General features: G+C 61.4%; 25 protein-coding genes and 1 tRNA gene. 6 read left to right on the top strand and 20 right to left on the bottom strand.

The genetic code is table 11. The annotated features are described in order from the left end of the window. Window positions 1-41: 41 nt before the first annotated feature. The 6 genes from I6E73_RS12075 to I6E73_RS14925 all read right to left on the bottom strand — a co-directional run bounded on the left by I6E73_RS12075 (window position 42) and on the right by I6E73_RS14925 (window position 4552). Window positions 42-440 carry an Rv3654c family TadE-like protein gene (locus I6E73_RS12075; RefSeq protein WP_197125890.1) on the bottom strand — a complete coding sequence of 133 codons (399 nt, stop codon included), beginning with the start codon at window positions 438-440 and terminating at the stop codon, window positions 42-44. Continuing rightward, window positions 440-814, bottom strand: a complete 375-nt coding sequence (locus tag I6E73_RS12080) for a TadE family type IV pilus minor pilin (protein ID WP_231600911.1) — start codon at window positions 812-814, stop codon at window positions 440-442. Before I6E73_RS12080 ends, I6E73_RS12075 begins: the two co-directional genes overlap by 1 nt. Then, on the bottom strand, window positions 792-1070 hold the full coding sequence (locus I6E73_RS12085) for a DUF4244 domain-containing protein (RefSeq protein WP_231600912.1): 279 nt from the start codon (window positions 1068-1070) through the stop codon (window positions 792-794). Before I6E73_RS12085 ends, I6E73_RS12080 begins: the two co-directional genes overlap by 23 nt. 104 nt (window positions 1071-1174) lie before the next feature. Then, window positions 1175-2092: a type II secretion system F family protein gene (locus I6E73_RS12090; RefSeq protein WP_197125898.1), complete on the bottom strand. Its 918-nt coding sequence runs from the start codon at window positions 2090-2092 to the stop codon at window positions 1175-1177. After that, entirely contained in the window at window positions 2089-3177 is a 1089-nt protein-coding gene (locus I6E73_RS12095) for a TadA family conjugal transfer-associated ATPase (RefSeq protein WP_197125906.1), read from the bottom strand. Before I6E73_RS12095 ends, I6E73_RS12090 begins: the two co-directional genes overlap by 4 nt. Window positions 3178-3283: 106 nt before the next feature. Next, entirely contained in the window at window positions 3284-4552 is a 1269-nt protein-coding gene (locus I6E73_RS14925) for a response regulator transcription factor family protein (protein WP_197125909.1), read from the bottom strand. A 93-nt stretch (window positions 4553-4645) separates the two neighbouring features. Here I6E73_RS14925 and hxlB point away from each other — a divergent pair, with 93 nt between their 5' ends. Together hxlB and hxlA are read left to right on the top strand one after the other, a co-directional pair. Next, the gene (hxlB, locus tag I6E73_RS12105; RefSeq protein ID WP_197125911.1) at window positions 4646-5227 is read left to right on the top strand and encodes a 6-phospho-3-hexuloisomerase; all 582 of its coding nucleotides are present in this window, start codon (window positions 4646-4648) and stop codon (window positions 5225-5227) included. A gap of 94 nt (window positions 5228-5321) precedes the next feature. Beyond that, entirely contained in the window at window positions 5322-5945 is a 624-nt protein-coding gene (gene hxlA, locus I6E73_RS12110) for a 3-hexulose-6-phosphate synthase (RefSeq protein ID WP_197125916.1), read from the top strand. A 96-nt stretch (window positions 5946-6041) separates the two neighbouring features. Here hxlA and I6E73_RS12115 read toward each other — a convergent pair whose 3' ends face one another. Beyond that, on the bottom strand, window positions 6042-6464 hold the full coding sequence (locus tag I6E73_RS12115; protein ID WP_197107929.1) for an organic hydroperoxide resistance protein: 423 nt from the start codon (window positions 6462-6464) through the stop codon (window positions 6042-6044). Next, a complete protein-coding gene (locus I6E73_RS12120) occupies window positions 6464-6955 on the bottom strand; it encodes a MarR family winged helix-turn-helix transcriptional regulator (RefSeq protein WP_197125917.1) in 492 nt (163 codons plus the stop codon). The genes I6E73_RS12115 and I6E73_RS12120 overlap by 1 nt, the downstream gene beginning before the upstream one ends. A gap of 328 nt (window positions 6956-7283) precedes the next feature. Between I6E73_RS12120 and acs the strand changes: the two genes are divergently transcribed. Beyond that, window positions 7284-9248, top strand: a complete 1965-nt coding sequence (gene acs / locus I6E73_RS12125) for an acetate--CoA ligase (RefSeq protein ID WP_197125918.1) — start codon at window positions 7284-7286, stop codon at window positions 9246-9248. Between the two features lie 69 nt (window positions 9249-9317). Here acs and I6E73_RS12130 read toward each other — a convergent pair whose 3' ends face one another. Next, a complete protein-coding gene (locus tag I6E73_RS12130) occupies window positions 9318-10835 on the bottom strand; it encodes a UDP-N-acetylmuramoyl-L-alanyl-D-glutamate--2,6-diaminopimelate ligase (RefSeq protein ID WP_197125919.1) in 1518 nt (505 codons plus the stop codon). Next, the gene (locus I6E73_RS12135) at window positions 10832-11293 is read right to left on the bottom strand and encodes a RidA family protein (protein ID WP_197107937.1); all 462 of its coding nucleotides are present in this window, start codon (window positions 11291-11293) and stop codon (window positions 10832-10834) included. The genes I6E73_RS12130 and I6E73_RS12135 overlap by 4 nt, the downstream gene beginning before the upstream one ends. 215 nt (window positions 11294-11508) lie before the next feature. Here I6E73_RS12135 and I6E73_RS12140 point away from each other — a divergent pair, with 215 nt between their 5' ends. From I6E73_RS12140 to I6E73_RS12150, 3 genes are all read left to right on the top strand, one after another. Further along, window positions 11509-14061, top strand: coding sequence for a transglycosylase domain-containing protein (locus tag I6E73_RS12140; protein WP_197125927.1), 2553 nt, complete (start codon window positions 11509-11511; stop codon window positions 14059-14061). Beyond that, complete coding sequence (locus tag I6E73_RS12145; RefSeq protein WP_197110418.1) at window positions 14058-15023, top strand: metallophosphoesterase; 966 nt, start codon at window positions 14058-14060, stop codon at window positions 15021-15023. The genes I6E73_RS12140 and I6E73_RS12145 overlap by 4 nt, the downstream gene beginning before the upstream one ends. 28 nt (window positions 15024-15051) lie before the next feature. Next, a tRNA-Pro gene (locus I6E73_RS12150) sits at window positions 15052-15125 on the top strand. 92 nt (window positions 15126-15217) lie between these two features. Here I6E73_RS12150 and I6E73_RS12155 read toward each other — a convergent pair. From I6E73_RS12155 to recR, 10 genes are all read right to left on the bottom strand, one after another. Then, window positions 15218-15883, bottom strand: coding sequence for a thymidine kinase (locus tag I6E73_RS12155; RefSeq protein WP_197107950.1), 666 nt, complete (start codon window positions 15881-15883; stop codon window positions 15218-15220). Beyond that, window positions 15883-16566 (bottom strand): response regulator, encoded by a 684-nt coding sequence (locus I6E73_RS12160; RefSeq protein WP_197107952.1) that lies wholly within the window; start codon window positions 16564-16566, stop codon window positions 15883-15885. Before I6E73_RS12160 ends, I6E73_RS12155 begins: the two co-directional genes overlap by 1 nt. Next, window positions 16553-17707, bottom strand: a complete 1155-nt coding sequence (locus I6E73_RS12165; protein WP_197125929.1) for a hypothetical protein — start codon at window positions 17705-17707, stop codon at window positions 16553-16555. Before I6E73_RS12165 ends, I6E73_RS12160 begins: the two co-directional genes overlap by 14 nt. Further along, window positions 17704-18924, bottom strand: coding sequence for a sensor histidine kinase (locus I6E73_RS12170; RefSeq protein WP_197107957.1), 1221 nt, complete (start codon window positions 18922-18924; stop codon window positions 17704-17706). The genes I6E73_RS12165 and I6E73_RS12170 overlap by 4 nt, the downstream gene beginning before the upstream one ends. Before the next feature lie 138 nt (window positions 18925-19062). Beyond that, entirely contained in the window at window positions 19063-20538 is a 1476-nt protein-coding gene (locus I6E73_RS12175) for a malate:quinone oxidoreductase (RefSeq protein WP_197125931.1), read from the bottom strand. 20 nt (window positions 20539-20558) lie between these two features. Beyond that, entirely contained in the window at window positions 20559-21230 is a 672-nt protein-coding gene (locus tag I6E73_RS12180) for an SGNH/GDSL hydrolase family protein (RefSeq protein ID WP_197125933.1), read from the bottom strand. 76 nt (window positions 21231-21306) lie between these two features. Next, window positions 21307-21996 (bottom strand): SGNH/GDSL hydrolase family protein, encoded by a 690-nt coding sequence (locus I6E73_RS12185; protein WP_197125935.1) that lies wholly within the window; start codon window positions 21994-21996, stop codon window positions 21307-21309. A gap of 38 nt (window positions 21997-22034) precedes the next feature. Next, window positions 22035-23099, bottom strand: coding sequence for an aspartate-semialdehyde dehydrogenase (locus I6E73_RS12190; RefSeq protein ID WP_197125942.1), 1065 nt, complete (start codon window positions 23097-23099; stop codon window positions 22035-22037). 73 nt (window positions 23100-23172) lie between these two features. Continuing rightward, a complete protein-coding gene (locus I6E73_RS12195; RefSeq protein WP_197110424.1) occupies window positions 23173-24438 on the bottom strand; it encodes an aspartate kinase in 1266 nt (421 codons plus the stop codon). A gap of 93 nt (window positions 24439-24531) precedes the next feature. Then, window positions 24532-25131, bottom strand: coding sequence for a recombination mediator RecR (gene recR, locus I6E73_RS12200; RefSeq protein WP_197125944.1), 600 nt, complete (start codon window positions 25129-25131; stop codon window positions 24532-24534). Between the last annotated feature and the right edge of the window lies 1 nt (window position 25132).

The following is a 25132-nucleotide window of genomic DNA, read 5'->3' on the forward strand; positions in this document are numbered from 1 at the left end:
CACTATCAGCGACACAATACACACACCGACCGCTCAGTTGCCTAATCCGCCCTGGTTGGGGGTGGGCCTGCTGTAGCGCTCGTTGTGACCAGTATGCCGAGGATGCGGCGACTAGCGGTAACTGTCACGATACGCCCATCAACCACACAGTCCTCTATAAGGGAGTCATTAGCACTCGCGAGCCGCGTCGCATTGTCGCAGGGGTAGCCAGCGATGAGCCCGCTCGCGGTGTCGGCTGCGGCGAGCGCGGCAGCGTCGGTCGCCCCGGCAAGCGCGTGCCTCACACTGAGCGCCCAATAGAGAGGGATGACGAGGGCAGTGGCGGCGATAACGGTGGCGATGAGACCGACCATGAGGATGGTGCCCGAACCGTGTTCGTCATTCAGCCGGCGACGCGCAGCGCACACCGTCACCCCAGCGCCTGCCCGCAATGTGGCCATTATTGGCCTCCCGCGAGAGCGCAGCTGGTGGCACTGAGCGTGATCGGAAGCAGCCCGAGCAGTGCGTTGCGCGCGGGGGCGCTCACCGTGGCGCACACGAGGCCGTCGCGCTGATGGGAACTGAGTCGTGCTGACGCGACCAGAGCGGATGCGGTAGCCGCGACAGTGCCGGAGCTTTCGTCGCGAGCGAGGCTGCGTGCTGACCCAGCTGCCGCGTCCTGCAACCGGATTTGCAGCCCGGCGAGTTGCACCCCGCTGAGACAGCACACGAGTACGAGGGCGACAGCGGGCAACGCCAACGCAAACTCTGCGGTGACGCTGCCACGCTCGTTTATCGCTGCTCGTGCTCGATCACGCCGGGATCGAGAGAGCATTGCGCACGAGGTCAGTGAGCATGCCGCGCACCTCTCCGGAACGAAGAATCACGACGAGCAGTCCGGCGAAACCGACTGCGGCCAGAGTGGTGATGGCGTATTCAGCGGTTGCTGCGCCGCGCTCGGAGCGCAGGCGGGTGCGCACGCGGGCACGGAGCTGGCGCGCACGTAGCGACATCCCCGCGTCGCCGAACCGGAGGCAGCGGGCACGGCCCGGTTCGAGAATGGGCAAGGGAACAAGGTGCGGATCATTCATGAGGTACTCCTTCGTGCGCTGTCGCGCAGTCTGCGGCCGAGTGACTCCAGCCTGCCGAGAGCGGGGGTCGCGCGACTCAGCAGGGCCCGATGTGTGGAACACCGCTAGAACCCGGCAACGGTGGATGAGATGACCGCGACCATGAGCGGCAGCACTCCGAGCACCATGAAGGCCGGGAGCACGCAGAGCCCGAGCGGAAGCATGAGCCGCACCGAGAGCGCTGCGGCACCGGCGCGAGCTTCCGCGTCGGCCGCCAGCCGCACCTCGTCGGCTTCAGCCCGCAAGAGTTCAGCGGCAGGTACTCCGGCCTCTTGAGAGAGTTGCAGCACCTCGTCGAGGTGGGAGCCGTCCCCGGGCAACCCGAAGCGTTCCAGGGCCTGCGTCACAACAACTCGCGCCTGCACGAGTGAGCCACCACCTGAGACCGCAACGGCCATCAGTTCGCACTCGAGACCGGGTGCTGCGCGTGTGGGCGTCGCCGACCGCACGAGCCTGTTGTTCCACCTCACAGCGATCACGATGAGCCCACCGCCGACCGCGAGGCACCCCCACCCGATCGGTGTCGTGAAGAGCACTCCCAGGGTGTCGAAACCCAGTAGCGCTCCAAAGATGAGTCCAACGGCGGGCAACGCCAAGACCATGCGCGCGGTGGCGACGGGGGCAGCGAGGGCGGTGGCTACTTCGCGCTGGATGTGCACGAGCATCCGTAATGCCCGCGCGTGGGTTCGGAGCGCACCGGCCAGCGGGGCCCCGACTTGACCCGCAACAAACCACGCGGCGGCAAGCGAGTTCCACGCTTGCCGATCCAACGCTGGCAGACCCGCGGATGCCCGTGAAATACGTTCTGGAGCCCCTCCCGAATCGCTGCCTTCCACCGCTACCGCCGCCGCCACGCCCCCCTCGGCGCGGCCGCGCGCGACGTGCTGCCAGGCCGAAGTGGGAGACAGCCCGGCGTGCAGCAGCACGGCGAGCCGTTGGGTGACACTGGCGACGTCGGGCAGTTGCGATGGCGGGCGTTTCATTCGATTTCGGCGATCGCGAGGCGGTCGTTGTCGTCGAGCACGAGCCGGCCGAGGTGGGTGAGGCGTCGGCGGCCGTCGACGCGATCCACGTGCAGCACGGCACCAATGGCGCTGACGGCTTGGCGTGCGATGGCGGTCGCGTCTAATCCGGCGAGTGCCCCTAACGCTTCGAGCCTGCTTGGTACGTCTTTCAGCGAGTTGGCGTGCAGCGTGCCGGCTCCGCCATCGTGGCCGGTGTTGAGCGCGCTCAGGAGTTCGCGGATCTCCGCGCCCCGACATTCGCCGACGACGAGCCGATCGGGGCGCATTCGCAGAGCTTCGCGCACCAGCGCGGGCAGCCCGTAGCCGCCGGCACCTTCGAGGTTGGCTTGACGCGCCTCGAGCGATACAAAGTGTGGGTGTTCGACGCGCAGCTCCGCGACATCTTCGATAGCGACGATGCGTTCGGTGTCGGATGCCGCCGCCAACAGTGCGCCAAGAAACGTGGTTTTTCCGGCTCCTGATGCGCCCGAGATGAGCACATTCTCCCTCCCGTCGATGAGGGCTTTCACTCGCTGCAGCGGCACCTCGTTGAAGAAGCCAGCGAAGTCGAGTTCTGCCAACCCCAACGGTTCTCGGCTGGGCACACGGATTGAGAGCAGGGTGCCGGTGGCGGAGATGGGAGGGAGAACAGCGTGTACGCGCACCCCACCGGCGAGCCGAACATCCACACACGGAGTCGCTTCGTCGACATGGCGTCCACCGAGGTTAATGAGGCGGATGGCGAGCGCACGGAGATCTGCTTCGGTCATGCCGACATCGCCGACGAGTTCGAGCCCTCCGCCACGGTCGATCCAGACATTCTGGGCACCGTTGACGAACACGTCGGTGGTGTTCGGGCGCCCAACGTAGGGGGCTAATGGGCCGAACTCGTGGAGTGCCCGCGTCATTGCGTCCCCGTTTGCCGCCCCAGAGCCGAGGCCAGCGCCGCCACCCGCTCCCGGCACGCCCCGAGCCTGTGCACTGGCCGCAGGGGTGGCCTCAGCCGTAAACCGTCGCCGAGCAACGAAAGGAACAATGTCGGGGTGCGAAGGGGTCGTAGTCACAGGGCAACGCTAAGGAGACTCCGACTGCAGTTTCGGCGGCACAACCGCACTCGTGCCGAACGGCGACTCCCTGACTTTGTTGGGGAGAAGTGCGCAGGAAACCGGGTCAGCGATAGGCCGAAACGAGCTCAGCCCGGTTCGAGACCCCCGCCTTGCGCAGCAGGTTAGCCACATGAAACTTCACCGTGTTCTCGCTGATGGATAGCGAGAGTGCGATGGCTTTATTGCGGGCACCCGAGGCAACCAGCTCCAGCACATCGGCTTCCCGTTGCGTGATCTGCCACTGCACGCTGGGCGAGCGATCGAGTCCTTCAGCGCTCAGGGGCAAGACCACCGAAATTTCGGAACCCCACCCCGCAGTACCGTTCACGCTCAACCGACCACGAAGAGCATCCGCCCTTTCAACAAGTTGCCGCACCGCGGGGTCTTCCACTGCCAGCTCGCCAGGCCCGTCATCGCGAATCCCAATCAGCAGATTCTCACCGTCGCAATCCCACTCCACCCGCAATCGCGCGACTCCCGGTTGGTCAACGAGCGCAAGCACAGCGCCCCGAACAATCGCTCGGCCAGCGTGGGCGACTTCGCCCGGCAATGCGCGACCGTTGGCGGGTGGTTCCACAAATTGCACGTCAAGGCCTCCGAACCGGGCCAAGGGCCGCAAGTCTGCTTTGAGACGTTCGAAAGCGCGCGCAACCGGCTCCTCAGCCAAACTGCGATCCCGATCAGACACCGCCCGCAGATTGACCATCGCCGTAGCGGCCAGCTCGGTAGCTTCCTGGCGCGCCGTCTCATCCGACGCACTACGAGAGCGCAACGTCGCAAGAATTTGTTCCAGAGTCGTGGAGTGCGCATCGGTGAGATCGGCAATGACCTGGGCGCGGTCCTGCGATGCCATCCGCGAATCCCGAAGGTAGTCGGGGCTTGCAACGGCAACCTGCTGCTGGATGCTCACCGCCACCAATCGCCACAGTGACGCGATCGTCGCCAACGCCTGTTCCTGTGATTGCGCACCAGACACGAGCACAGGATCGGTGAGGACGAGCAGCGAACCGGTCGGCGCAATCCACACCGCTGCGGGGCGCTCGTGGCGGGCAACTACCGCCGTGATTCCCCACACCGGATGCCCGACGCTCGACACTGTCTCACGCACGGCGTCGAGTTCGGCGATGCTCACGTGATTGGTAATCGAAGGATCACCCGCTTTCTTCTGGGGGCGCCCGGTGCAGTCTTCCGTGAATATCAATAGAGAGCTGTGCGCCACCATGGGCGCGAGCACAGCAGAAAATGCGCTCGCTATCTGAAGTAGCGAACGTGACACCACCGAATGGACGGCATCGAGGAGGTCAAGGGAACTGGCGTTACTGAGAGCAGTCACTCCCCCATTTTAGGCATGACCTACCCGTTCGGATAGGGAAAACCGGCCAAAAGGTGGGCTGTCTGCTGCCCAAACGGGTGGCACAGTGAAGTAATGGCCAGCAACGACACCACTACGGTTTCCTCCGCAATCGAACTTGTTCTCGCGGAAAATACCCGCATCAGCACCGCAATCGCCCGCGACGACTCCGAGGCAGCGCGATCAGCAATCGACCTCCTCAGCGCCGCATCCCGAGTGTTCGTACTCGGCTCTGGCCGCTCCGGACTGGCCCTGCGGATGCTCGCGATGCGCCTCATGCATGGGGGCCTCACCGTGCACGTCGTTGGCGAGGTAACGACTCCCGCGATTGCTGCTGGAGATGTTCTTCTCGCAGCAAGCGGCTCGGGAACGACCGCCGGCATCATCCGTTCAGCAACGACTGCGAAGGAGGTTGGCGCTCAGGTCATCGCCGTCACCACGGCAGCGGACTCGCCTCTGGCGCAGCTCGCACAGGTCGCCGTGATTATCCCCGCCGCGCAGAAACAAGATCACGGGCACACTCGTTCGGCTCAATACTCCGGCGGATTGTTCGAGCAATCGCTGCTGCTGCTTGGCGACGCACTCTTCCACGTGATGTGGCAAGAGTCCGGCGCGACCGCCGTAGAACTGTGGCCGCGGCACGCCAACCTCGAGTAGCAGCACACCCCTTCTCCCCGGCTACACCCTCTCCCCGACTCTCCCCGTCGGCCGATTCCCGTCGGCCAACTCCCCCATAAAGAAAGAGAACTCAATGAAGCTTCAAGTAGCAATGGATGTACTCACCACAGAAGCCGCCCTCACTCTGGCCGGCCAGGTTGCTGCGTATGTCGACATCATCGAATTGGGCACACCCCTCATCAAGCACGAAGGCCTCAGTGCCGTGCGCGCCATCAAGGATGCTCACCCCGACAAGATGGTCTTCGCCGACCTGAAGACGATGGATGCCGGAGAGCTCGAAGCCGACATCGCATTTTCTGCAGGCGCCGACTACGTCACCGTCTTGGGCACCGCCGGAGATAGCACCATCATCGGTGCGGTGAAGGCGGCGAAAGCCCACAAGAAGGGCATCGTTGTTGACCTTATCGGCGTAGCCGACAAGGTCACTCGCGCGAAGGAGGTCACCGCTCTTGGTGCCGTTTTCGTCGAGATGCATGCGGGACTCGATGAGCAGGCGGAACCCGGATTCACCTTCGAGACGCTGCTCAATGACGGTGAGACCGCGAAGGTTCCGTTCTCGGTCGCTGGAGGCATCAACGCCTCCACGATCGCAGCAGTGCAGCGTGCCGGCGCGACCGTTGCCGTTGCCGGGAGCTCAATCTATAGCGCAGCTGACCCAACGGCAGCAGCCGCCGCGCTGAAGGCCGCAATCCTCTAGTAAGCACACTACATAGAGAGCAGAAACGAGGGGGCGCCTACCGGCACCCCCTCGTTTCATATTCATACGAACGCGTCACGACGCGCCCGCTGACGATTAGTCCTGAGTAACGGTGACAGTTACCTCGATGTTGCCGCGAGTGGCGTTGGAGTAAGGGCAAATCTGGTGGGCGGCATCCGCAAGCGCTTGCGCTTTCTCGTGCTCGAGTTCGGGGATAACCACCTCGAGGTCGACAGCGAGTTTGAATCCACCGCCGTCGATCGGGAGAAGGTGCACAGCACTACCCACGGAGGAGTGCTCGATGGCGACTTTCTCGTTGCGCGCCACCAACTGCAGCGCGGAGTGGAAGCACGCGGCGTAACCGGCGGCAAAGAGCTCTTCGGGGTTGCCACCGTTGCCAGATCCTCCCATCGACTTCGGCACAGCCAAGTCAAGGTCAACGGAGCCGGATGTCGTAGCAACGTGGCCGTTGCGCCCGGCGCCAGTCGCGAGAGCCTGTGCAGTGTAGAGAGCTTCCATTAGTTCTGCCTTTCAATGACATGAGCTCCAGCAGCAGGTGCTGTGGAGAGGTTGGTGGTGACCTGATGAAGCGTCGACAGTGTTGAGGTGAATTCGGGGAGCGTAATGCCGGTGGCCTCGGCGATGCAGCCGGGAATGTGAGCGAGTTCCTCGCGCAACGCACGACCAGCAGCAGTCAGCGACACCATGACGCGACGTTCGTCAGATTCTGATCGCTCACGCGTGACGAAGCCGCGGTCTTCTAACCGCCGGATCAGCGGCGAGGTGGTGCCGAGGTCGAGCATGAGGCTTTCCGCGAGGCCGCTCACCGTCGACGACCGACGTTCCCACAGGAGAATCAGGACCAAATATTGCGGGTAGGTCAGCCCCCACGGCGCCAAAAGCGCGGTGTAGCGACGATTCGTCGCCCGAGCAGCGGCATAAAGGCCGAAGCACAGCATGGTGTCGAGGGCGGATGAAGCCGATTCTGTCTCGTTCTGTTCGTCATCCATTGGATAAGCTTTGCACACAAATTAATCGTGCACAAAGCACTGCAAGGAACTGCCAGCCTGGGCCGGGCTCCGGCCTGCAGCGTGCCTGCGAAACGTGCCAACACAATTGGCCGTTAAAGAGAGAGGGGCGGCGCCCATTGGGGGGAAAGGGCGCCGCCACAGCGGCCGACGATTGGGGGGAATCGTATTGGCCACTTGCTGAACTTACGCTCAGCGACTTTCAGTGTAACGCAACGGTATGGGGGTGCAACGGAGGTTCTAGAATCGGTGGAATACTTTCAGAAAGCACGTGGTCGAGAAATGCAATCACACGATCGAAGAGGATCAAATGCCCAGTAATTCCATTGACAGTCTTCTGCACGAATCACGCCGTTTTGCCCCGTCAGAGGCCTTTTCTGCGGCTTCCGAGGCAAGCGCTGATCTCTACACTTCAGCTAAAGAAGACCGGGTTGAGTTCTGGGCCGATAAAGCGCGTGAATACGTGCACTGGCACAAGCCGTTCACAGAAACTCTCGATTGGTCTACCCCACCCTTCGCCAAGTGGTTCGCCGACGGCGAGCTCAACGTCGCCTACAACTGTCTCGACCGTCACGTGCTCGCCGGCAACGGTGACCGCGTCGCCATCCACTGGGAGGGTGAGCCCGGCGATAGCCGCAGCATCACGTACGCCGAACTGACCGCAGAGGTCAAGCGCGCGGCCAACGCCATGGCTGCCCTCGGTGTCGGCCAGGGTGACGTCGTGGCCATCTACATGCCGCTCGTTCCCGAGGCCGTCATCGCGATGCTCGCGACGGTTCGGCTCGGCGCAGCGCACTCTGTCGTGTTCGGTGGCTTCAGCGCCGAAAGCCTGCGCAGCCGCATCGACGACGCGAGCGCCAAACTTGTTGTCACCGCCGATGGTGGCTGGCGCAAGGGCAAAGTCTTCCCGCTCAAAGCGGCAGTGGATGCCGCACTCGCCAACGGGGAATCCAGCGTCACCAATGTGTTGGTCGTCAAGCGCGGCGACAACGAGGTGGAGTGGACCGAGGGTCGCGATCTGTGGTGGCACGATCAGATTGAGGCAGCGGAGCCCGAGCACGAGGCGCAGGGGTTCCCTGCCGAGAACCCTCTCTTTGTGCTCTACACCTCAGGCACAACAGGTAAACCGAAGGGCATCCTGCACACGAGTGGCGGCTACCTCACTCAGGCTGCGTTCACTCACAAGAACGTGTTCGATTTGAAGCCCGAGACCGATGTCTATTGGTGCACCGCCGATGTGGGCTGGATCACCGGCCACACGTATGTCACCTACGGTCCGCTCGCGAACGGTGCGACTCAGGTGCTCTACGAGGGCACCCCCGATAGCCCCAACCCTGGCCGCTGGTGGGAGATCATTCAGAAGTTTGGGGTGAGCATTTTCTACACGGCGCCCACCGCCATCCGTTCGTTCATGAAGGCCGGGCGTCAAATCCCCGAGCAGTTCGACCTGAGCTCGATTCGCGTGCTTGGTTCGGTGGGCGAGCCCATCAACCCTGAAGCGTGGATTTGGTACCGCGACGTGATCGGTGCGGGCACCGCCCCCATCGTTGACACGTGGTGGCAGACCGAAACCGGCGCCATCATGATCGCCGCTCTGCCGGGGCTCACGACGTTGAAGCCGGGCTCAGCCCAGGTGCCCATTCCGGGCATCAAGATTGACATCCTCGGTGAAGATGGCACTCGCGTCGATCCGCCCAACGGCGGGTTGCTCGTAGTCTCAGAACCGTGGCCCGCCATGCTGCGCGGCATTTGGGGCGACCCCGAGCGCTTCAAGGAAACCTACTGGTCAAAGTTCGCGCAGCTCGAAGGCGAACAGTACTTCGCCGGCGATGGCGCCCACGTCGACGAAGATGGCGACATTTGGCTGCTCGGCCGTGTGGATGACGTCATGAACGTCTCCGGCCACCGTCTGTCGACGACCGAAATCGAGTCCGCTCTCGTCTCCAACCCGATCGTGGCAGAAGCCGCTGTCGTCGGCGCCGCTGACGAAGCGACCGGTCAGGCAGTAGTCGCGTTCGTGATCCTCAAGTCGAATCAGGAGCACGCTCAGACCGCCGCCGAGGCGAGTGCCCTCTTGCGTCAGCACGTTGCGAAGGAGATTGGGGCGATTGCTCGCCCCCGCGAAATCTTCATCGTCGCCGAGCTGCCCAAGACCCGCTCGGGCAAGATCATGCGCCGCCTGCTGCAGGATGTCGCAGAGGGCCGTGAGATCGGCGACACCACCACCCTCGCCGACACCACCGTGATGCAGATCATCTCCGACAAGCTCAACTAGCTCTCGAAGCAACAACAAAGGCCGGGCCCCACGGGACCCGGCCTTTGTTGCGTTACAACTGAATTCTCGCTACTTCGCGCGCTCCTTGAGCAAGCGAATAGCGGTGTCGATGTCGCTGAACGGTACGCGCTCATTGCCGACAATTTGGTACGGTTCGTGACCCTTGCCCTGCAAGAGCACCACGTCATCCGGATTCGCTGCATCAATCGCGTAGGCGATAGCGGTCGCCCGGTCGCGAATTTCCACTACCCGCTCCGGGTGTTCGAATCCGGCGCGAATGTGATCCACAATCTGGTCGCCATCTTCGTTGTGCACATCGTCGTCGGTAACGACGATTACGTCAGAGGCCTCTTCAACGATGCGGGCCATCACCGGGCGCTTGCCCGGATCACGGTCGCCTGTGGCACCAAAGACCGTCACGATGCGGGTGTGGCCCGAGTCACGCAGAGCCGTGACTGCCTGACGCACCGCATCGGGAGTGTGGCCGGCATCCACTACAACCAACGGCAGTTGGTCGTTTTCGCGGATGCGGGTCATACGCCCCAGCACCGGCTCGAGCGGCGCCAATACCTCAGCGATCGCTCGCGGCTCGATGCCTTGCGCCCACAACACCGTCGCGCAGGTAAGCAAGTTGTCCACGTTGAAGCGCCCGATGAGGCCGCTCGAGACATGATTGCTCTCGCCCTCGATCACGAGATCGAACTCGAGACCCTCCGTGGTGAGCTGCACGTTGTCGGCACACACGCTCGCTTCGGCATGGCCGTGCGACGTCATGCCAATGGCCCGCACTCCTGCCGGAACGGTGTGGTGAAAATGGTTCTCGGCGGCGGCATCATCAAGATTTAGCAGAGCCGTCTGGATGCCGGGCAGCGTGAAGATCTTCGCCTTCTGCGCCGCGTACTCCTCCATCGACCCGTGATAGTCGAGGTGATCGCGAGTGAAGTTCGTGAACGCCACAATGTCGAACGCGACACCGTCTACTCGGCGTTGCTCAAGCGCGTGAGAGCTGACCTCCATAGCCACGTTCGTGACGCCGGCACGGTGGAAGTCATCCAAGAAATGGTGCACCGCCGTCACTTGGGGGGTCGTCATCCCCATGTTGATACGGCGTTCGCCCGTGATGCCAGCGCCCAACGTTCCGATGGTCGCCGACGTCATTCCGAGCCGCTGCCACGCTTGCGTGAGCAAGTGAGCGGTAGACGTTTTACCGTTCGTGCCCGTGATGCCAACCATCGCCATCGAAGCGGATGGATGCTGCACAAACGCATCTGCCATCGTGCCGATCACGTCGCGAAGGTTCGCAATCGCGAACACGCGGTCGTCACCGTGGGCGCTCTCGGCCGCCTTCGCGTCCACGAGCACAGCGACAGCACCCTGGGCGAGAGCGGCATCGATGTACGGCAATGCCGACGACGCAGTGGTGCCGATAGCGACAAACACGTCATCTGGCCCAGCCTCTCGACTGTCTTGCACCAGACGACGCGCCTGCAGCGTGACGCCCACGAGCGTAGGATCCCACGCACTCAGATCTAGCGAACGAAGCGGCGCATTCTCTCCGGCTTGGCCGGACTGCCAGACTTCGATCACGCGAACTCGAACACGAACTCGACCTCAACAGGAGAATCGAGCGGCAACACCGCAACACCAACAGCACTGCGAGCGTGCGTGCCGATCTCGCCAAAAATCTCGACCAAGAGCTCAGACGCTCCGTTAATCACACCGGGCTGGCCGGTAAAGCTGGGGTCGGATGCGACAAAACCGACAACCTTGACCACGCGCGTGATGCGGTCGAGCGATCCGATCGCACCGCGGGCGGCAGCGAGGCCATTGAGAACACAGGTCTTGGCGTACTCCTGCGCTGCAGCAGCATCCACCTCGGCACCGACCTTGCCTGTGGCCGGAAGAGCACCGTCGACCATGGGAAGTTGGCCCGACGTGTACACCAGGTTTCCAGAAACCATTGCTGGCAAATAGGAGGCAAGTGGCTTTGAACTTTCTGGGACCGTCAGGCCCAGCTCTGCGAGCCGCTGGTCAAGCTGTGACATTACTTATTCTCTTCCTTGATGCGTTTGAAATAAGCGACCGGGCCCCCTTCAGGGCCGGTACCGACCTGCACAAGCTCCCAGCCCTCAGATCCCCAGTTATTGAGGATTGCGGTGGAATTGTGCACCATCAGTGGTGTTGTCAAGTACTCCCATTTAGGCATATTTGCGGCTCCCGTTCAGCATGGCGTTATCAATGATCCCCTACTCTTGATCATATGTCTGCCCAAAAAACTCCGCGTCGCGGCATCTTCTCGGCTGTAGCCGGATTGATCAGCTTCAGCGTCCTCTCTGGCGTGCTTGTCACAGCCATGGTTGCTCCCGCGCTCGCCGTCACTGGCATCACCGCCACAAGCACCATCGGCATCTTCGATGGGCTTCCCGATTACCTCGAACTCGACCAGCAGCCTGAACGCAACACGATCTACGCCCAGTACACGGGCAAGGGCAATGTTGACGGTTACCTGCCTATCGCAACCATCTATGACCAGAACCGCCAAGAGGTCAGCTACGACGAGATTTCCGAGTTTGCCGTAGAGGCAGTCGTCGCCGGTGAAGACCGTCGTTTCTTCGATCACGGCGGAGTCGACCTCACGTCGCTCGTGCGTGCGGCTGTGGGCAACTTCGTTTCTTCGGGAATCGAGAGTGGTGCATCCACCCTCACGATGCAGCTCGTCAAGAACACCTACATTTCGGAAGCAGAATCCCTGCCGACCGAAGATGAGCGCTCGGCCGCGTATCTCGCCGCCACGAGTCAGTCTTTCGACCGCAAGCTCAAGGAAATGAAGCTGGCAATCGGTCTTGAGAAGCGGTACACGAAGAAGGAAATCCTGACCGCGTACCTCAACATCGCCAACTTCGGCAACGCGACGTACGGAATTCAAGCCGCCGCGCAGCGCTACTACAGCGTCGATGCGAAGGACCTCACTCTTGAGCAGTCAGCAAGCCTCATCGCCATTGTGCAAGAACCCAGTATTCGAAACCTGTCGGATCCTGAGTACTACGCGGCCAACCAAGACCGTCGCGACGTGATCCTGAGCGCAATGCTCGACGTCGGCTCCATCGATCGCGAACAATACGACGAAGCCGTCGCCATTCAGGTCGACGAAGAATCTGTCGACCTCTCGGCCCCGAACAACGGTTGCACCTCGGCCTACAAGTACGCCAAGTGGTTCTGCGACTATGTCGTCAAGAGCGTTCCCGACTTTGAGTTCCTCGGCGACACCGTCGACGAGCGCAATGAGAGCTGGAAGCAGGGCGGTTACAAGCTCTACACCACCCTCGACCTCGATGCTCAGATTCCTTCGCAGAAGGCAACCTGGACCTACGCGCCCAACAACGAGACCGCCTTCAGCCTCGGAAGCGCCACCTCCACGGTTGAGTCCGGCACCGGACGAGTGCTCGTCATGGCCGAAAACAAGCTCTTCAATGACACCCTCGACGGTGGCGGCATTGAGAGCACAGCCGTGAACTACAACACCAGCTATGAGTACGGTGGATCGAGCGGCTTCCAGCCTGGATCGACCTACAAGGTCTTCACCCTGATCGAGTGGCTGAATCAGGGCAAGGGCATTAACGAGCGCCTCGAAGGTACCGCTCGCGACATCCCTGGCTCTCAGTTCCTCGACAGTTGTAATGGCCCGTACGGCGGCACCGTCGAATTCGGTAACAACGCGAACGAAGCCGGAATCTATACGGTGGCCGAAGGTACTGCCGAGTCGATTAACGGTATTTTCTTCTCGATGGCGACCCAACTCGACCTCTGCAACATCCGTAACGTCGCCGCCAGCATGGGTGTCGAGCGAGCCGATGGCGCCGAACTGGAGAGCTTCCCGTCGTCGATCATCGGTACCAACGATGTAACCCCGCTCAGCATGGCTTCCGCCTACGCCGCAATCGGCGCTGGCGGGCTCTGGTGCGAGCCGATCATCATCGACAAAGCCATCAGCGCGAACAACACCGACCTTGGTGGTCAGGAGCAGAACTGCCGCCAGGCAATCTCACCTGAGGTCGCTGCAACCACGGCCTACGTGCTCACTGAGGTGCTGAACCGCGGTAACGCTGCGTACTCCGACCCCAATGACGGCATCCCGATCTTCGGTAAGACGGGAACCACCGACGGCGCTGTACACACGTGGATGGCCAGCGGAACAACCCGCTACGGCACGGCAACCTGGGTCGGGAACATTTCCGGATTCCAAGACATCAGCCAGGTCTACTACGCCGATGTTCAGGGCTACCGCCTGCGCCACTACATCACGCGTGCCACCGACGGCGCCCTCAACATCAAGTACCCGGGTGGCGCACTGCCCGAGCCTGACTCCAAGCTGCTGACCGGCTCGGGAACTGAAGTTCCTGACCTCACTCTGCAGTCGCTGGAACAGGCCAAGTCAGTGCTCGAAAGCCTCGGCTTCTCATTCAGAGATGGCGGCGAAGTCGACTCTGAGTTGCCCGCCGGACAGGTCGTCAGAACGAGCCCCGGTGCCGGCACCCAGTCCGCAGCCGGCGCCACCGTCACGGTCTACACCAGCAAGGGCAACAAGGTGAAGATTCCGGATGCGGTAGGAGACGGTGAATCGAACGACTTCGCGACCGCGCAGGGCATTCTCAGTAGCGCTGGATTCTCGAACGTGAGCCAGTCCTGTGAGGAAGTATCGCCGGGCGATCCGAGCGACGGAAAGGTCACAGCCTCTAGCCCGTCGGCGGGCACCTTCGCCAAGACGAGTACGACGATCACACTGACCGTCGCGCAAATTCTGCCCTGTCCATGAGTCGACGTCTTTCCCCCACAGCTACCGCACTCGGTGCGGTAGCTGTGGCAGGGGCCGCCGCGTTCGCGTGGGGCTCGCTAGTGGAACGCAATGCGTTCACCGTTCGACACGAGATCCTTCCGATTCTCGACCCGAGCGCGCGTGACATCACGGTGCTGCACATCTCCGATTTGCACATGGCTCCGTGGCAAACCCGCAAGCAGGACTGGGTTCGCGAGCTCGCACTCTACGAACCAGACCTCGTCATCAACACTGGCGACAACCTCGGTCACGCCAACGGCATCACGGGCATCAAACGTGCTTTCGAACCCTTCGCGGGGGTGCCCGGTGTGTTCGTGCACGGCTCGAATGACTATTACGGCCCCCAATTCAAAAACCCGTTCACCTACTTCACCGGACCGTCGTCTGGGCATCGCCCCGTCGAACACCTCGATACGGATGCCCTCAACGAGTATTTCGAAGACGAACTCGGCTGGCTCTCGCTCAATAACCACGCGCGGGCGATCGAGATGCGCGGGTCACGGCTCGAACTGTTCGGCACGGCAGATGCGCATCGCGGTTGGGAGCGCCTTGACCGGCTTCCCGCCAATGTCGAAGAGATGCGCGAGAACGTGGGCTGGGCGGATGACCCGCACGGGCCCGAAACGGTCGCAATCGGTGTGACCCACGCGCCCTACCGTCGCGTGCTTGACGCTCTCGTCACTAACGGAGCTGACGCCATCTTCGCCGGGCACACCCACGGAGGCCAAGTTCGGGTCCCTGGCATGCCTGCCCTCGTGACCAATTGCGATATCCCTCGCGAGCAAGCGAGCGGCCTCAGCATCTGGCACCACTTGCGTCGTGCTGCGTTCCTCAACGTCAGCGCAGGCCTCGGAACATCGATTTATGCGCCCGTTCGCTTCGCTTGCAAACCAGAAGCGGTGATAGTGACTCTCACCGCCGGAGATATCGGCTATTCTTGATCTATCGGTCGCGCAAGTGACCGATGATCGGGGTGTGGCGCAGCTTGGTAGCGCGCTTCGTTCGGGACGAAGAGGTCGTGGGTTCAAATCCCGCTACCCCGACAAACTGCAGTATGTACAACGAAACGCCCTCCTTCGGGAGGGCGTTTCGTCGTTAACAACTTCACGGCACGGCAGCTGTGCCGTCGCCAGCCTTACGAGAAGTCGGCGTCAGGCGCGCTTCCGTAGCTGAACTCAATCTTGGGGCGCCAGCCGCTATTGAGAACGCCGCCGCTCTCTTCGAGGTAGCACGCTCCGCACAGCGACTGGTAGCCGACATCCACCCCATCGATCGCGACTTGGTCGCCATCGAAGATGAACTGATCCCCGACAGTGCGAGCGTTGAAGACCGCTTTGCGACCGCAGCGGCAAATCGTCTTGAGCTCCTCAAGGGAGTGCGCGATTTCGAGCAAGCGACGACTGCCCGGGAACGCCACCGTCTGGAAGTCTGTGCGTATGCCGTAGGCCAGCACCGGAACCTTTTCTACGATGGCGATGCGGAGCAAATCATCGACCTGGGCCTCGGTAAAGAACTGAGCCTCGTCGACGAGCAAGCAGCTCACCGGCAGCCCAGTCTTCTCGAAGACACGGGCGCGTTCTCGGGCGAACACTTCGTACACGTCATCGGTGGGTGAAATGGTGAAGTCGACCTGACGAGTCACCCCCAAACGCGAAATGATCGCGTTGTCACCCTTGGTGTCGATGTGCGGCTTCGCCAGCAACACTTGCTGATCGCGCTCTTCGTAGTTGAAGGCGGCCTGCAGCAACGCGGTGCTCTTGCCACTGTTCATAGCTCCGTAGCGGAAATACAGTTTGCTCATCAGCGTAGAAATCCATCCTCAGCAGCCCGACGAATCAGGTCAGCCTTTTTACTTGCCGGCCGGTTGGCCTTTGCGTACTTTTCGCGCACTCTCCGAAGATAGGTCTTTGCCGTTTCGTATTGCACATTCATACGCTCGGCGACCTGCGGTGTGCTTAGTCCAGAAGCGTACAGGGTGAGGGCGTCAGCCTCGCCAGCGCTGAGCTTCGGCTTCGACTGGTCCGCCGAACCTGAGGGCAGAGGGCGCCAGTCGTGCTGCTGCGAACCTTCGCCCTCGACGCCCATGATCTGGCGGGCGGCATCCATCACTTCATGCATCGGCAACGACTTCGAGAGGAAAGTGGCCGCACCGGCCGCCAGAGCCCGATCACGGGCTTCACGACTATCGAGGCTGGAGAGCACAATCACTTTGGCTCCCGCCGCGCGACACGTGCGTACACGGGCTTCGATCGAGACGGGCTCTTTCAACTGGAAGTCGAGAAAGACCAGCTCGGTGGGAAAGCGATCGCTGTGCACGAGTTCAAGCCACGTGCTCGCGGTGAGCACCACATCAAAGTCTGGTGCGTTGTTCGTGATCCAGCTATTGAGGCTGTCGAGCAGCACCTCGTGATCGTCGAGGATCGCAAGGCGAATGGGCGGCCTGTCGCCGAGGTGAGCGCTGAGGTGGGTCTCAGGGGGTGTCATAAGTGAACCTTACGGTGAGTGAGGGCGATCGATAGGAAATACGAAGTCCGGTGAAGACGACGCGCAATACTGCGAGATAGGGCGCCAGTGATGAGCGCCACGACGATTCGGAGGAGGTAATGACGCCCGTTACGGTGATCGCCGCCCCGACTTTGGTCTTTTCGATGGAGAGACGCACGCTCTGCCGATCGATTTCACCACCGGTCGCGACGGCCAGCACAGCAGCACGCAGCGCTGTGCGCTGATGGGGCGTCATCGCTCCCGCTAGGCGATGAGGGTCGTACACGCGATTGCCGTCGTCGAGAGAACCGAAAGAGCTGGCGACCACGGATTCGAGCCAACTACGGTTGACTTCAGCAACCATAAGCTCGCGAATGGATTCCGAATACTCGGCCGCCCGGGCACGGTCCTCGGGCGAGATAATTCCGCGCTGAGCGAGTTCGGCAAAAAGCGGCACAATGTCGCGGTTCAGAATGGTCACTCTGTCCTGCTGCACCGAACGGGCAACGCCCTCGTGTTGCCGTCTCAACTGACGCATTGTTGCTCGCTGAGCGCGAGACACCCAACGCTCATGAGTCCGGATGAGCGACCGCACAAACGCGGCGCCACCCAAAGACATCGTGAGCACGGGGGTGACGGAATAGAGAATCACGATCATCGCTGGTGCATGGACATCTGACACTGACGATTGCACGAGCGCAATGAAGCCCGTAAAGATGGAAGCCACTACCCCCATCGTCACCAGCTCAGCGATGGGCCGATACGGCGCGAGCGCCATGCAGGCAACTCCGATGAGGAGCGGCCCCCAGAAATCAGTCAGCACTTCAGCTGAGCTTCCCAGCGATGCCGAGCTGAGCGCGAAAGCAATAACCAGAAACCCAATCACTGCGGCGTGCAGTCCTCCGCTGAAGGGGGCACGGAGCGGGCTAGTACCGACGATGAGACTCAGCGATGACAGCGCTATGAAGACTAACGCCAGGTTGGCGAAGAGGGGCTGCGCGACAGCTGACGCGGTCGCCCAGGTCATCACAGATCCGAAAGTGAGAAGACCGACCCCGGCTACTACGCTCACCGGGCGCCCGTCGAGGGTTCCGAGGGGATCGAGTTGCTGGATCGATTCCGTGTCCGCTAGCGCCGTCACTGGATTGCACTCGCGGTGAGGGCCGGCGCGTCTTCGCCGACAGGCACGCGAATCATCACGGAGGTGCCGAGCTCCGGAGTCGACCAGACGTGAACAGTCCCGGAGACAATTTCAATGCGGCGGCGAACAGACTGCCGCAATCCGAGTCGGTCAGCACCAGTTTCTGCTTCATTGAAGCCCTTGCCCGCATCGACCACGAGCACGCTTACTTCATGGTCAGACCCGAAGATGGCGACTTCCGCCTGCATCACACCCGAGTGCTTAATTACGTTGACGAGACACTGCTTGACGGCGGGCCCCAGTGCAGCATCACCTCGAGCATCCAGTCGAGACAATGCGGTCAGATCGCCGGTCACTTCCACGACTAACTCCAAAGCGCGCACCTCAGTAATCGCCGCGAGGAGTGCACTGTTCTGCCAATCGTGCCTCACGCTGTCCGTTGAGTCGAGCGTCGCCTCTGAGAGCCACTCCTCGCCCACCAACACTTCAAGGTCACGCTTGATGTCACGCTGAAGTTTCGGATTCATCGCGCCAAACGGAGCATTCGCAATGGCGGCAAGATGCCCGAGAACAGTGTCGTGCATGACAGCAGCGGAAGTAGCTTCGATGCCGTAACGGAGGCTCGCGAACTCATCGTCGCGGGCCGCCCGGTGCAAATGCGATTGCACCCGTCGCACCCCACGTTGGCTGAGCCGCAAAATAACGAGCACTGCTACGACTGCCACGTAAACAACTACAGGCGCCGGGTGCGGATGCACGTAGCCCTGCCACTGCAGCGAGGCCAAAGCCACGGCACCCTGTGAGACGCCGAGCCCCACCGTGCACCAGAGGATGCTCCATCCCACGGTGCGACTCGCGCCGCCGACGAGCATGAGAGCGATTCCGACCAGGTTGAGCAAGTAGTGGCCGACGACGCCCACTGGTTGCAGTTGCGAGATGACGGTGAGAGAGAACCAATAAACTGCCGGACCGCCGATCACTAGGTGCGCGACCGTAAAGAACACGGTGCGATAGCGATTGACGAGTGTGATCGTGACGAAAAGCGGAATCAGCGCGATCGCAGCCGGCAGGAGGTAGCGGGAGGGGTCTCCGGCGTACAGGGTCACAACGCCGACGAAAGCGAGGGAGAAACAAATGAATGCAACAGTGTTGATTGCTCGCGCGAAGGCACGGCTCACACTCTCTTTGCGCAGATGGGCTGGCAAGCCAATAGACATGCATGCCCCCATTCGTCGCGCCGTGAATGCACAAGCTCCAGTATGGCAGCATTCGGGGTACGAACTGTACCCCGCGTGCGGGGTACAGTTGAGGCCAATGGCCCACTAAACGGGGGACAAGCAGTTCGTGCGGGCTGCTTACGGGTTGATGTGAAGCGCCGTCGCCGTGCGCGTGATCGTCTCGTGCGCAAGTTCGGGCGAGTCAGCAAGCTGCTGACCGAACGTCGGAATCATCTTCTCGATCTTCGGACGCCACTCATCCATGCGCTCCGGGAAGCACTTCTCCACCAGACCGAGCATGATCGGAACGGCCGTGGAAGCTCCCGGCGATGCTCCGAGAAGGCCAGCAATACTGCCATCGGCGGAGGACACAACCTCGGTGCCAAACTGCAAGACACCGATCTTCTTCGGGTCTTTCTTCATCACCTGCACGCGCTGCCCAGCCGTAATGCTGTACCAATCTTCTGGCTTGGCATTCGGCACGAATGCCTTGAGCTCTTCGAACTTGGTCTCGGGGCTCGCCATCAGCTGCCCGACCAAGTACTTGACGAGAGAAAGGTTACTGAGCCCGGCGGCGACCATCGGGAGCACGTTGTGCCAGCGGATGGAAGCGAACAGGTCAAGAACTGAACCTGTCTTCAAGAACTTGGGGCTGAATCCGGCGTAGGGGCCGAACATGAGGCTGCCTTCCCCCTCCACGACACGAAGGTCGAGGTGAGGAACCGACATGGGAGGCGAACCAACAGCGGCCTTGCCGTAGACCTTGGCGCTGTGGGCTGCCACGATCTCGGGGTTGTCCGTGCGGAGGAACTCGCCGCTGACGGGGAACCCGCCGAAGCCACGAATCTCTTTGATGCCTGACTTCTGAAGAAGGTTGAGGGCGTAACCGCCAGCGCCCACGAAGACGAAACGTGCGGTCACGGGCTCGACAGGAGTGCCGCCGATGTCGTGACGCAGGTTGAGCTTCCAGAGGCCGTCGCGCTGTTTCGTGAGGTTTGTGACCAGGATGCCCGTGTTGAGCTCAGCGCCCGACTCCACGAGGTTGTTGACGAGATAGTGCGAGAGCGCGCCAAAGTCGACGTCTGTGCCTGAAGCAATATGGGTTGCGGCTACGGGCTCTGACTTGAGGCGACCTGGCATCATGAGCGGCGCCCAGCCGTGAATGACGGCAGGGTCTTCGCTGTATTCCATGCCCGCGAAGAGCGGGTGATCCTTGAGCGCTTCGAAACGCTTGCGAAGGTACTCAACGTTCGTCTCGCCCCACACGAAGCTCATGTGCGGGGTCGCATTGATGAACGACTCGGGTACGGGCAACGCTCCCTCGTCAACGAGGTACGACCAGAACTGACGTGACACCTGGAACTGCTCGTTGACTTTCACCGCACTCGAAATCTCGATAGAGCCATCGCTCTTTTGCGGGGTGTAATTGAGCTCGCACAGCGCGGAATGTCCGGTGCCAGCGTTGTTCCACGGATTCGAACTCTCCAGGGCAAGATCGCCCAAGCGTTCGAAAATCTGGATCTCCCAGTCAGGCTGCAATTGCTTCAACAGCGTTCCGAGGGTGGCACTCATAATTCCGCCGCCGATAAGCGCGACGTCGACGGTTTTCTTCACAACTCCACTTTAGCCTTCTGTTAGAGACCCACAGTGCGAAGAGCCTGATCCATCTCTGTCGCCAGCGCGGCGTAACCCTCATCGTTGGGATGTAAGCCGTCGCTGGCCATCCACTCGGGGTGACCTTCGATCCAGTGGGAGGCTCCCGGAATGTAGTCAGCACCGCTGTCGGATGCCGCAGCCTCAACCCAGCCGATGATCGTCTCCACCGACTCTGGCCGCTCATCCGTGTACCAGAACGGCTCGACAACAATGAAGCGGGCATTCGGCAGCGCGGTTGTTAGCCGATCGAGGTCGTCAGCGATCTGGGCCCGGATGTCGCTGGCGCGGGCATCGAAACTGAAGTTGTCGTTGAGGCCCATCGTCACGATCACGATGTCTGGGGCATCCGCGATGATCAGACTCGGCAGGTCGCCATCACCGAACGTGCTGCGGTTGTTGATAAAGCCGAGTCCGTTCACGCTCGGATTGAACTCGCTCCACCCCCGCTGCTCGCTGATCACCGTCGACCACCGGTTGTCAGCCGACGACGCGCCTGTTCCGAGAGTGTAAGAATCGCCATAGAACGCGACGCGCACATCGTTCGGGTTGCGTTCGGCTGGGGGCTCCTCGGAGCTGCAGGCCGAAAGGCTGAGGGCCGCTGCGACCACAACGGTCGTCGCGATAATGCGGGCTACTGAATCGAACTTCATGGAAGGAGTTCGGCGCGGGTGGCCCAAACGATTGCTGTGGTCTGGGAGGCGGGAGACCATGAGCGGTTCACGAGCGCTAGCGCCCGAGTTCGCGAAGCGCGTGATCCATCTGGGTTGCGATCGCCGCATGCCCCGCATCGTTGGGATGCAGGTTGTCGTCGGACATCCACTCCGGATGCCCCGTGAGCCAATAGGACGCCCCCGAGATGTAATCGGCGCCGACTTCAGTCGCGGCGTCGCGCACCCACGAAATGATCACGTCGACCGAAGCGGGGCGCTGGTTTTTGTACCAGAACGGTTCAACAACAATGATCTGGGCATCCGGAAGCTGCGTCACGAGTCGCTCGAAATCACTCAGGACCTGGCCGGGCAGCTCGTCGGCATAGGCGTCGTAGGCGAAGTTGTCGTTGAGCCCCATCGTGACGATAACGACGTCGGGATCATCCGAAATAATGAGGCCAGGCAGGTCGCCGTCGCCGAACTCCGTGCGGTTGCGCATGAACCCAAGACCGCTCACGCTCGGGTTGAACTCACTCCAGCCCTGCTGGCTGCTGAGAAGCGTCGACCAGCGCAGTTGCTCCGCCGATGCTCCGGTTCCCCGCGTATACGAGTCGCCATAGAAAGCGACCCGGAGAGCATCGGAATCAGCCGCCGCCACAACGAGAGGCTCCGTCGAAGACGCGCTCGTCGCGCACCCCGCAAGACCCACCGTGACCGAGACCGCGATCATCGCAATGATCGTGCGGGCAGCGGAACCAAAGGCCATACGGGAAGTTCGGAGCGGCGGGCAATAAAGCGTGCCCGCTAAGCCGACACCTTCGCGAGAAGCTTCGCGGCAACGAGCTCCGCGATCTGCACCGCATTGAGAGCGGCACCCTTGCGGAGATTGTCATTGCTGATGAACAAGGCGAGGCCGCGGCCATTCGGCACACCCTCATCCGTGCGGATGCGACCCACAAAGCTGGGGTCGGCGCCGGCAGCGTCGAGAGGCGTCGGGATGTCGCTGAGGCTGACACCCGGAGCATCCGCCAGCAATTCCTTCGCCCGCTCGGGGCTCAAGGGCTTAGCGAATTCGGCGTTGATCGACAACGAATGACCGGTGAAGACTGGGACGCGAACGCACGTGCCACTGACCAGCAGGCCGGGCAGTTCGAGAATCTTGCGGCTCTCGTTGCGCAGCTTCTTCTCTTCGTCGGTCTCGTTGAGTCCATCATCGACAATGTTGCCCGCAAACGGAACGACGTTGAACGCAATGTTCTTGGGGAACTTGTTCGGGGCCGGCATCGTGACGGCCGCGCCATCCTCGACGAGTCCCATCGTGTTTTGGGCGACCGCAGCAGCAGCCTGCTCGAGTAGCTCTTCGCCACCGGCAAGGCCAGCGCCAGACACAGCCTGGTAGGTGCTCACGATCAAGCGCTCAAGACCGGCTTCGGCATCCAGAACCTTCAACACCGGCATCGCTGCCATCGTCGTGCAGTTCGGGTTCGCAATGATGCCCTTGACGGCCTGATCAATCGCGTGCGGGTTGACCTCGCTGACGACCAGCGGAACCTCAGGGTCCATGCGCCAGCCCGACGAGTTATCGATCACCGTGACGCCAGCCGCAGCAAAGCGGGGAGCCTGCGCCAGCGACGTCGTGGCACCAGCCGAGAAAATGGCAACGTCAAGGCCCGTGGGATCAGCAATAGACGCATCTTCAACGGTGATTTGCTCACCCTTGAACGGCAACGTCGTTCCGGCACTGCGAGCGGACGCGAAGTAGCGAATCTCCGCTACCGGAAAATCACGCTCTTCCAACAGACGACGCACAACAGCGCCAACCTGACCCGTTGCACCAACAACACCAATACGGATGCCTGCGTTACTCATGAGTACCTCTACCTACAGTTTGTATTCGCCACACTAGCGCCGAACAAGAAGAAAATTTGGCCGTGAAGCGCGGTTAGCGACCCGTGCCCGCGTGAACAACAGCCTCTTCGTCACCGTCGAGACCGAACGCGGTGTGCACGACACGCACCGCCTGAGCGACCGTATCCGCACGCGTCACTACAGAAATACGGATCTCGCTCGTGGAGATCATTTCCATGTTGATGCCCGCCTCGAACAGAGCCGTGAACAGTCGAGCCGACACTCCAGCGTTGGTGCGCATGCCGCCGCCGACCACGGAGAGCTTTCCGATCTGGTCATCGTGCTGCAGCGACTCGAAGCCAACCTCTTCTTGATTGAAGGTCAACGCGCGGAGCACATCTTCGGCATCCGACTTCTTCAGAGTGAAGGAGATGTCGGTGCGACCCGTGGCTGCCTCAGAAACGTTCTGAACGATCATGTCGATGTTGGCATTAGCGGTGGCCACAATCGTGAAGATCTGCGCGGCCTTTCCTGGAACGTCAGGAACTCCTACCACCGTGATCTTCGCTTCGCTCAGATCGGAGGCAACACCTGTGATGATTGCTTCTTCCACGCTCTCTCCATCCTTCGGATTGACTACCAACGTGCCTGTCTTGTTATTGAACGACGACCGCACGTGAATCGTTACCCCGTGTCGACGCGCATATTCCACTGCGCGCACGTCGAGAACCTTGGCCCCTGCCGCAGCAAGCTCCAACATCTCTTCGCTCGTGACGACATCGACCTTGCCCGCGGACTTCACGATGCGGGGATCGGCCGTGAAGATGCCATCAACGTCGGTATAAATTTCACACGTCTCTGCGCCGAGGGCAGCAGCAAGCGCTACAGCGGTGGTGTCTGACCCACCGCGACCGAGAGTCGTGATGTCTCCGGTGCCGCGGTTGAATCCTTGAAAACCAGCAACGATCGCAATCGCGCCATCATCGAGGGCTTCTTTGACGCGGCGGGGAGAAACCTCCACGATGCGCGCGGCACCGTGTTGAGCATCCGTGACCATTCCGGCCTGGCTACCCGTGTAGCTGCGGGCATCGACGCCCAGACTCTTGATGGCCATCGCGAGCAGCGCCATTGAAATTCGTTCGCCTGCCGTGAGCAGCATGTCGAGCTCACGGCCGGTCGGCACTGGCACGACTTGTGCGGCGAGGTCGAAGAGTTCGTCGGTGGTGTCACCCATGGCTGAGACGACGACAACAACGTCGTTTCCGGCCTTGCGGGTCTCGACAATGCGCTTGGCGACGCGCTTGATACTCTCAGCGTCGGCAACGGACGAGCCACCGAACTTCTGAACGATGAGGCTCATTGTTCTCCTGAAGCGTGGTTGATCGGGCAGCTGGTGCCCAAAATGCGAGTCTAACGGTGCCAGCACCATCCGCCGCAGTTCATTACGGGAGCGCTAGTTGTCGATCGTTCGACGGCCTTCGAATGCACGGCCGAGGGTTACCTCGTCGGCGTATTCCAGATCTCCACCGACCGGAAGCCCGGATGCAAGGCGCGAGATTCGAAGGTTGGGTTGAATGAGAAGCCGCGTGAGGTAGGTAGCGGTTGCTTCACCTTCGAGATTGGGGTCGGTCGCGATGATGACTTCTGTGACGACACCGTCAGCTAACCGGCCCAACAGCTGCTTGATGCGCAGCTGGTCGGGACCAATTCCATCGATGGGGCTGATAGCTCCACCGAGTACATGATACAGCCCGTGGAATTCGCGAGTGCGTTCGATAGCGACGACGTCTTTCGCCTCTTCGACCACACAAATCGTGGCCGGCGAGCGCCGAGCATCCCGACAAATTGAACACGTGTCGTGCTCGGTGACGTTGCCGCAAATGGCGCAAAAATGCACTTTGTCGCGGATGTCGTTGAGCAGTTCTGCAAGTCGACGAACATCAAAACTTTCGGTCTGCAATATGTGGAAAGCGATGCGCTGAGCAGACTTGGGCCCGATGCCGGGAAGCCGACCGAGTTCGTCGATCAGTTCTTGAACAATTCCGTCGTACACG

The organism is Salinibacterium sp. SWN248 (assembly GCF_015864575.1).
Taxonomy (GTDB): Bacteria; Actinomycetota; Actinomycetes; order Actinomycetales; family Microbacteriaceae; genus Rhodoglobus.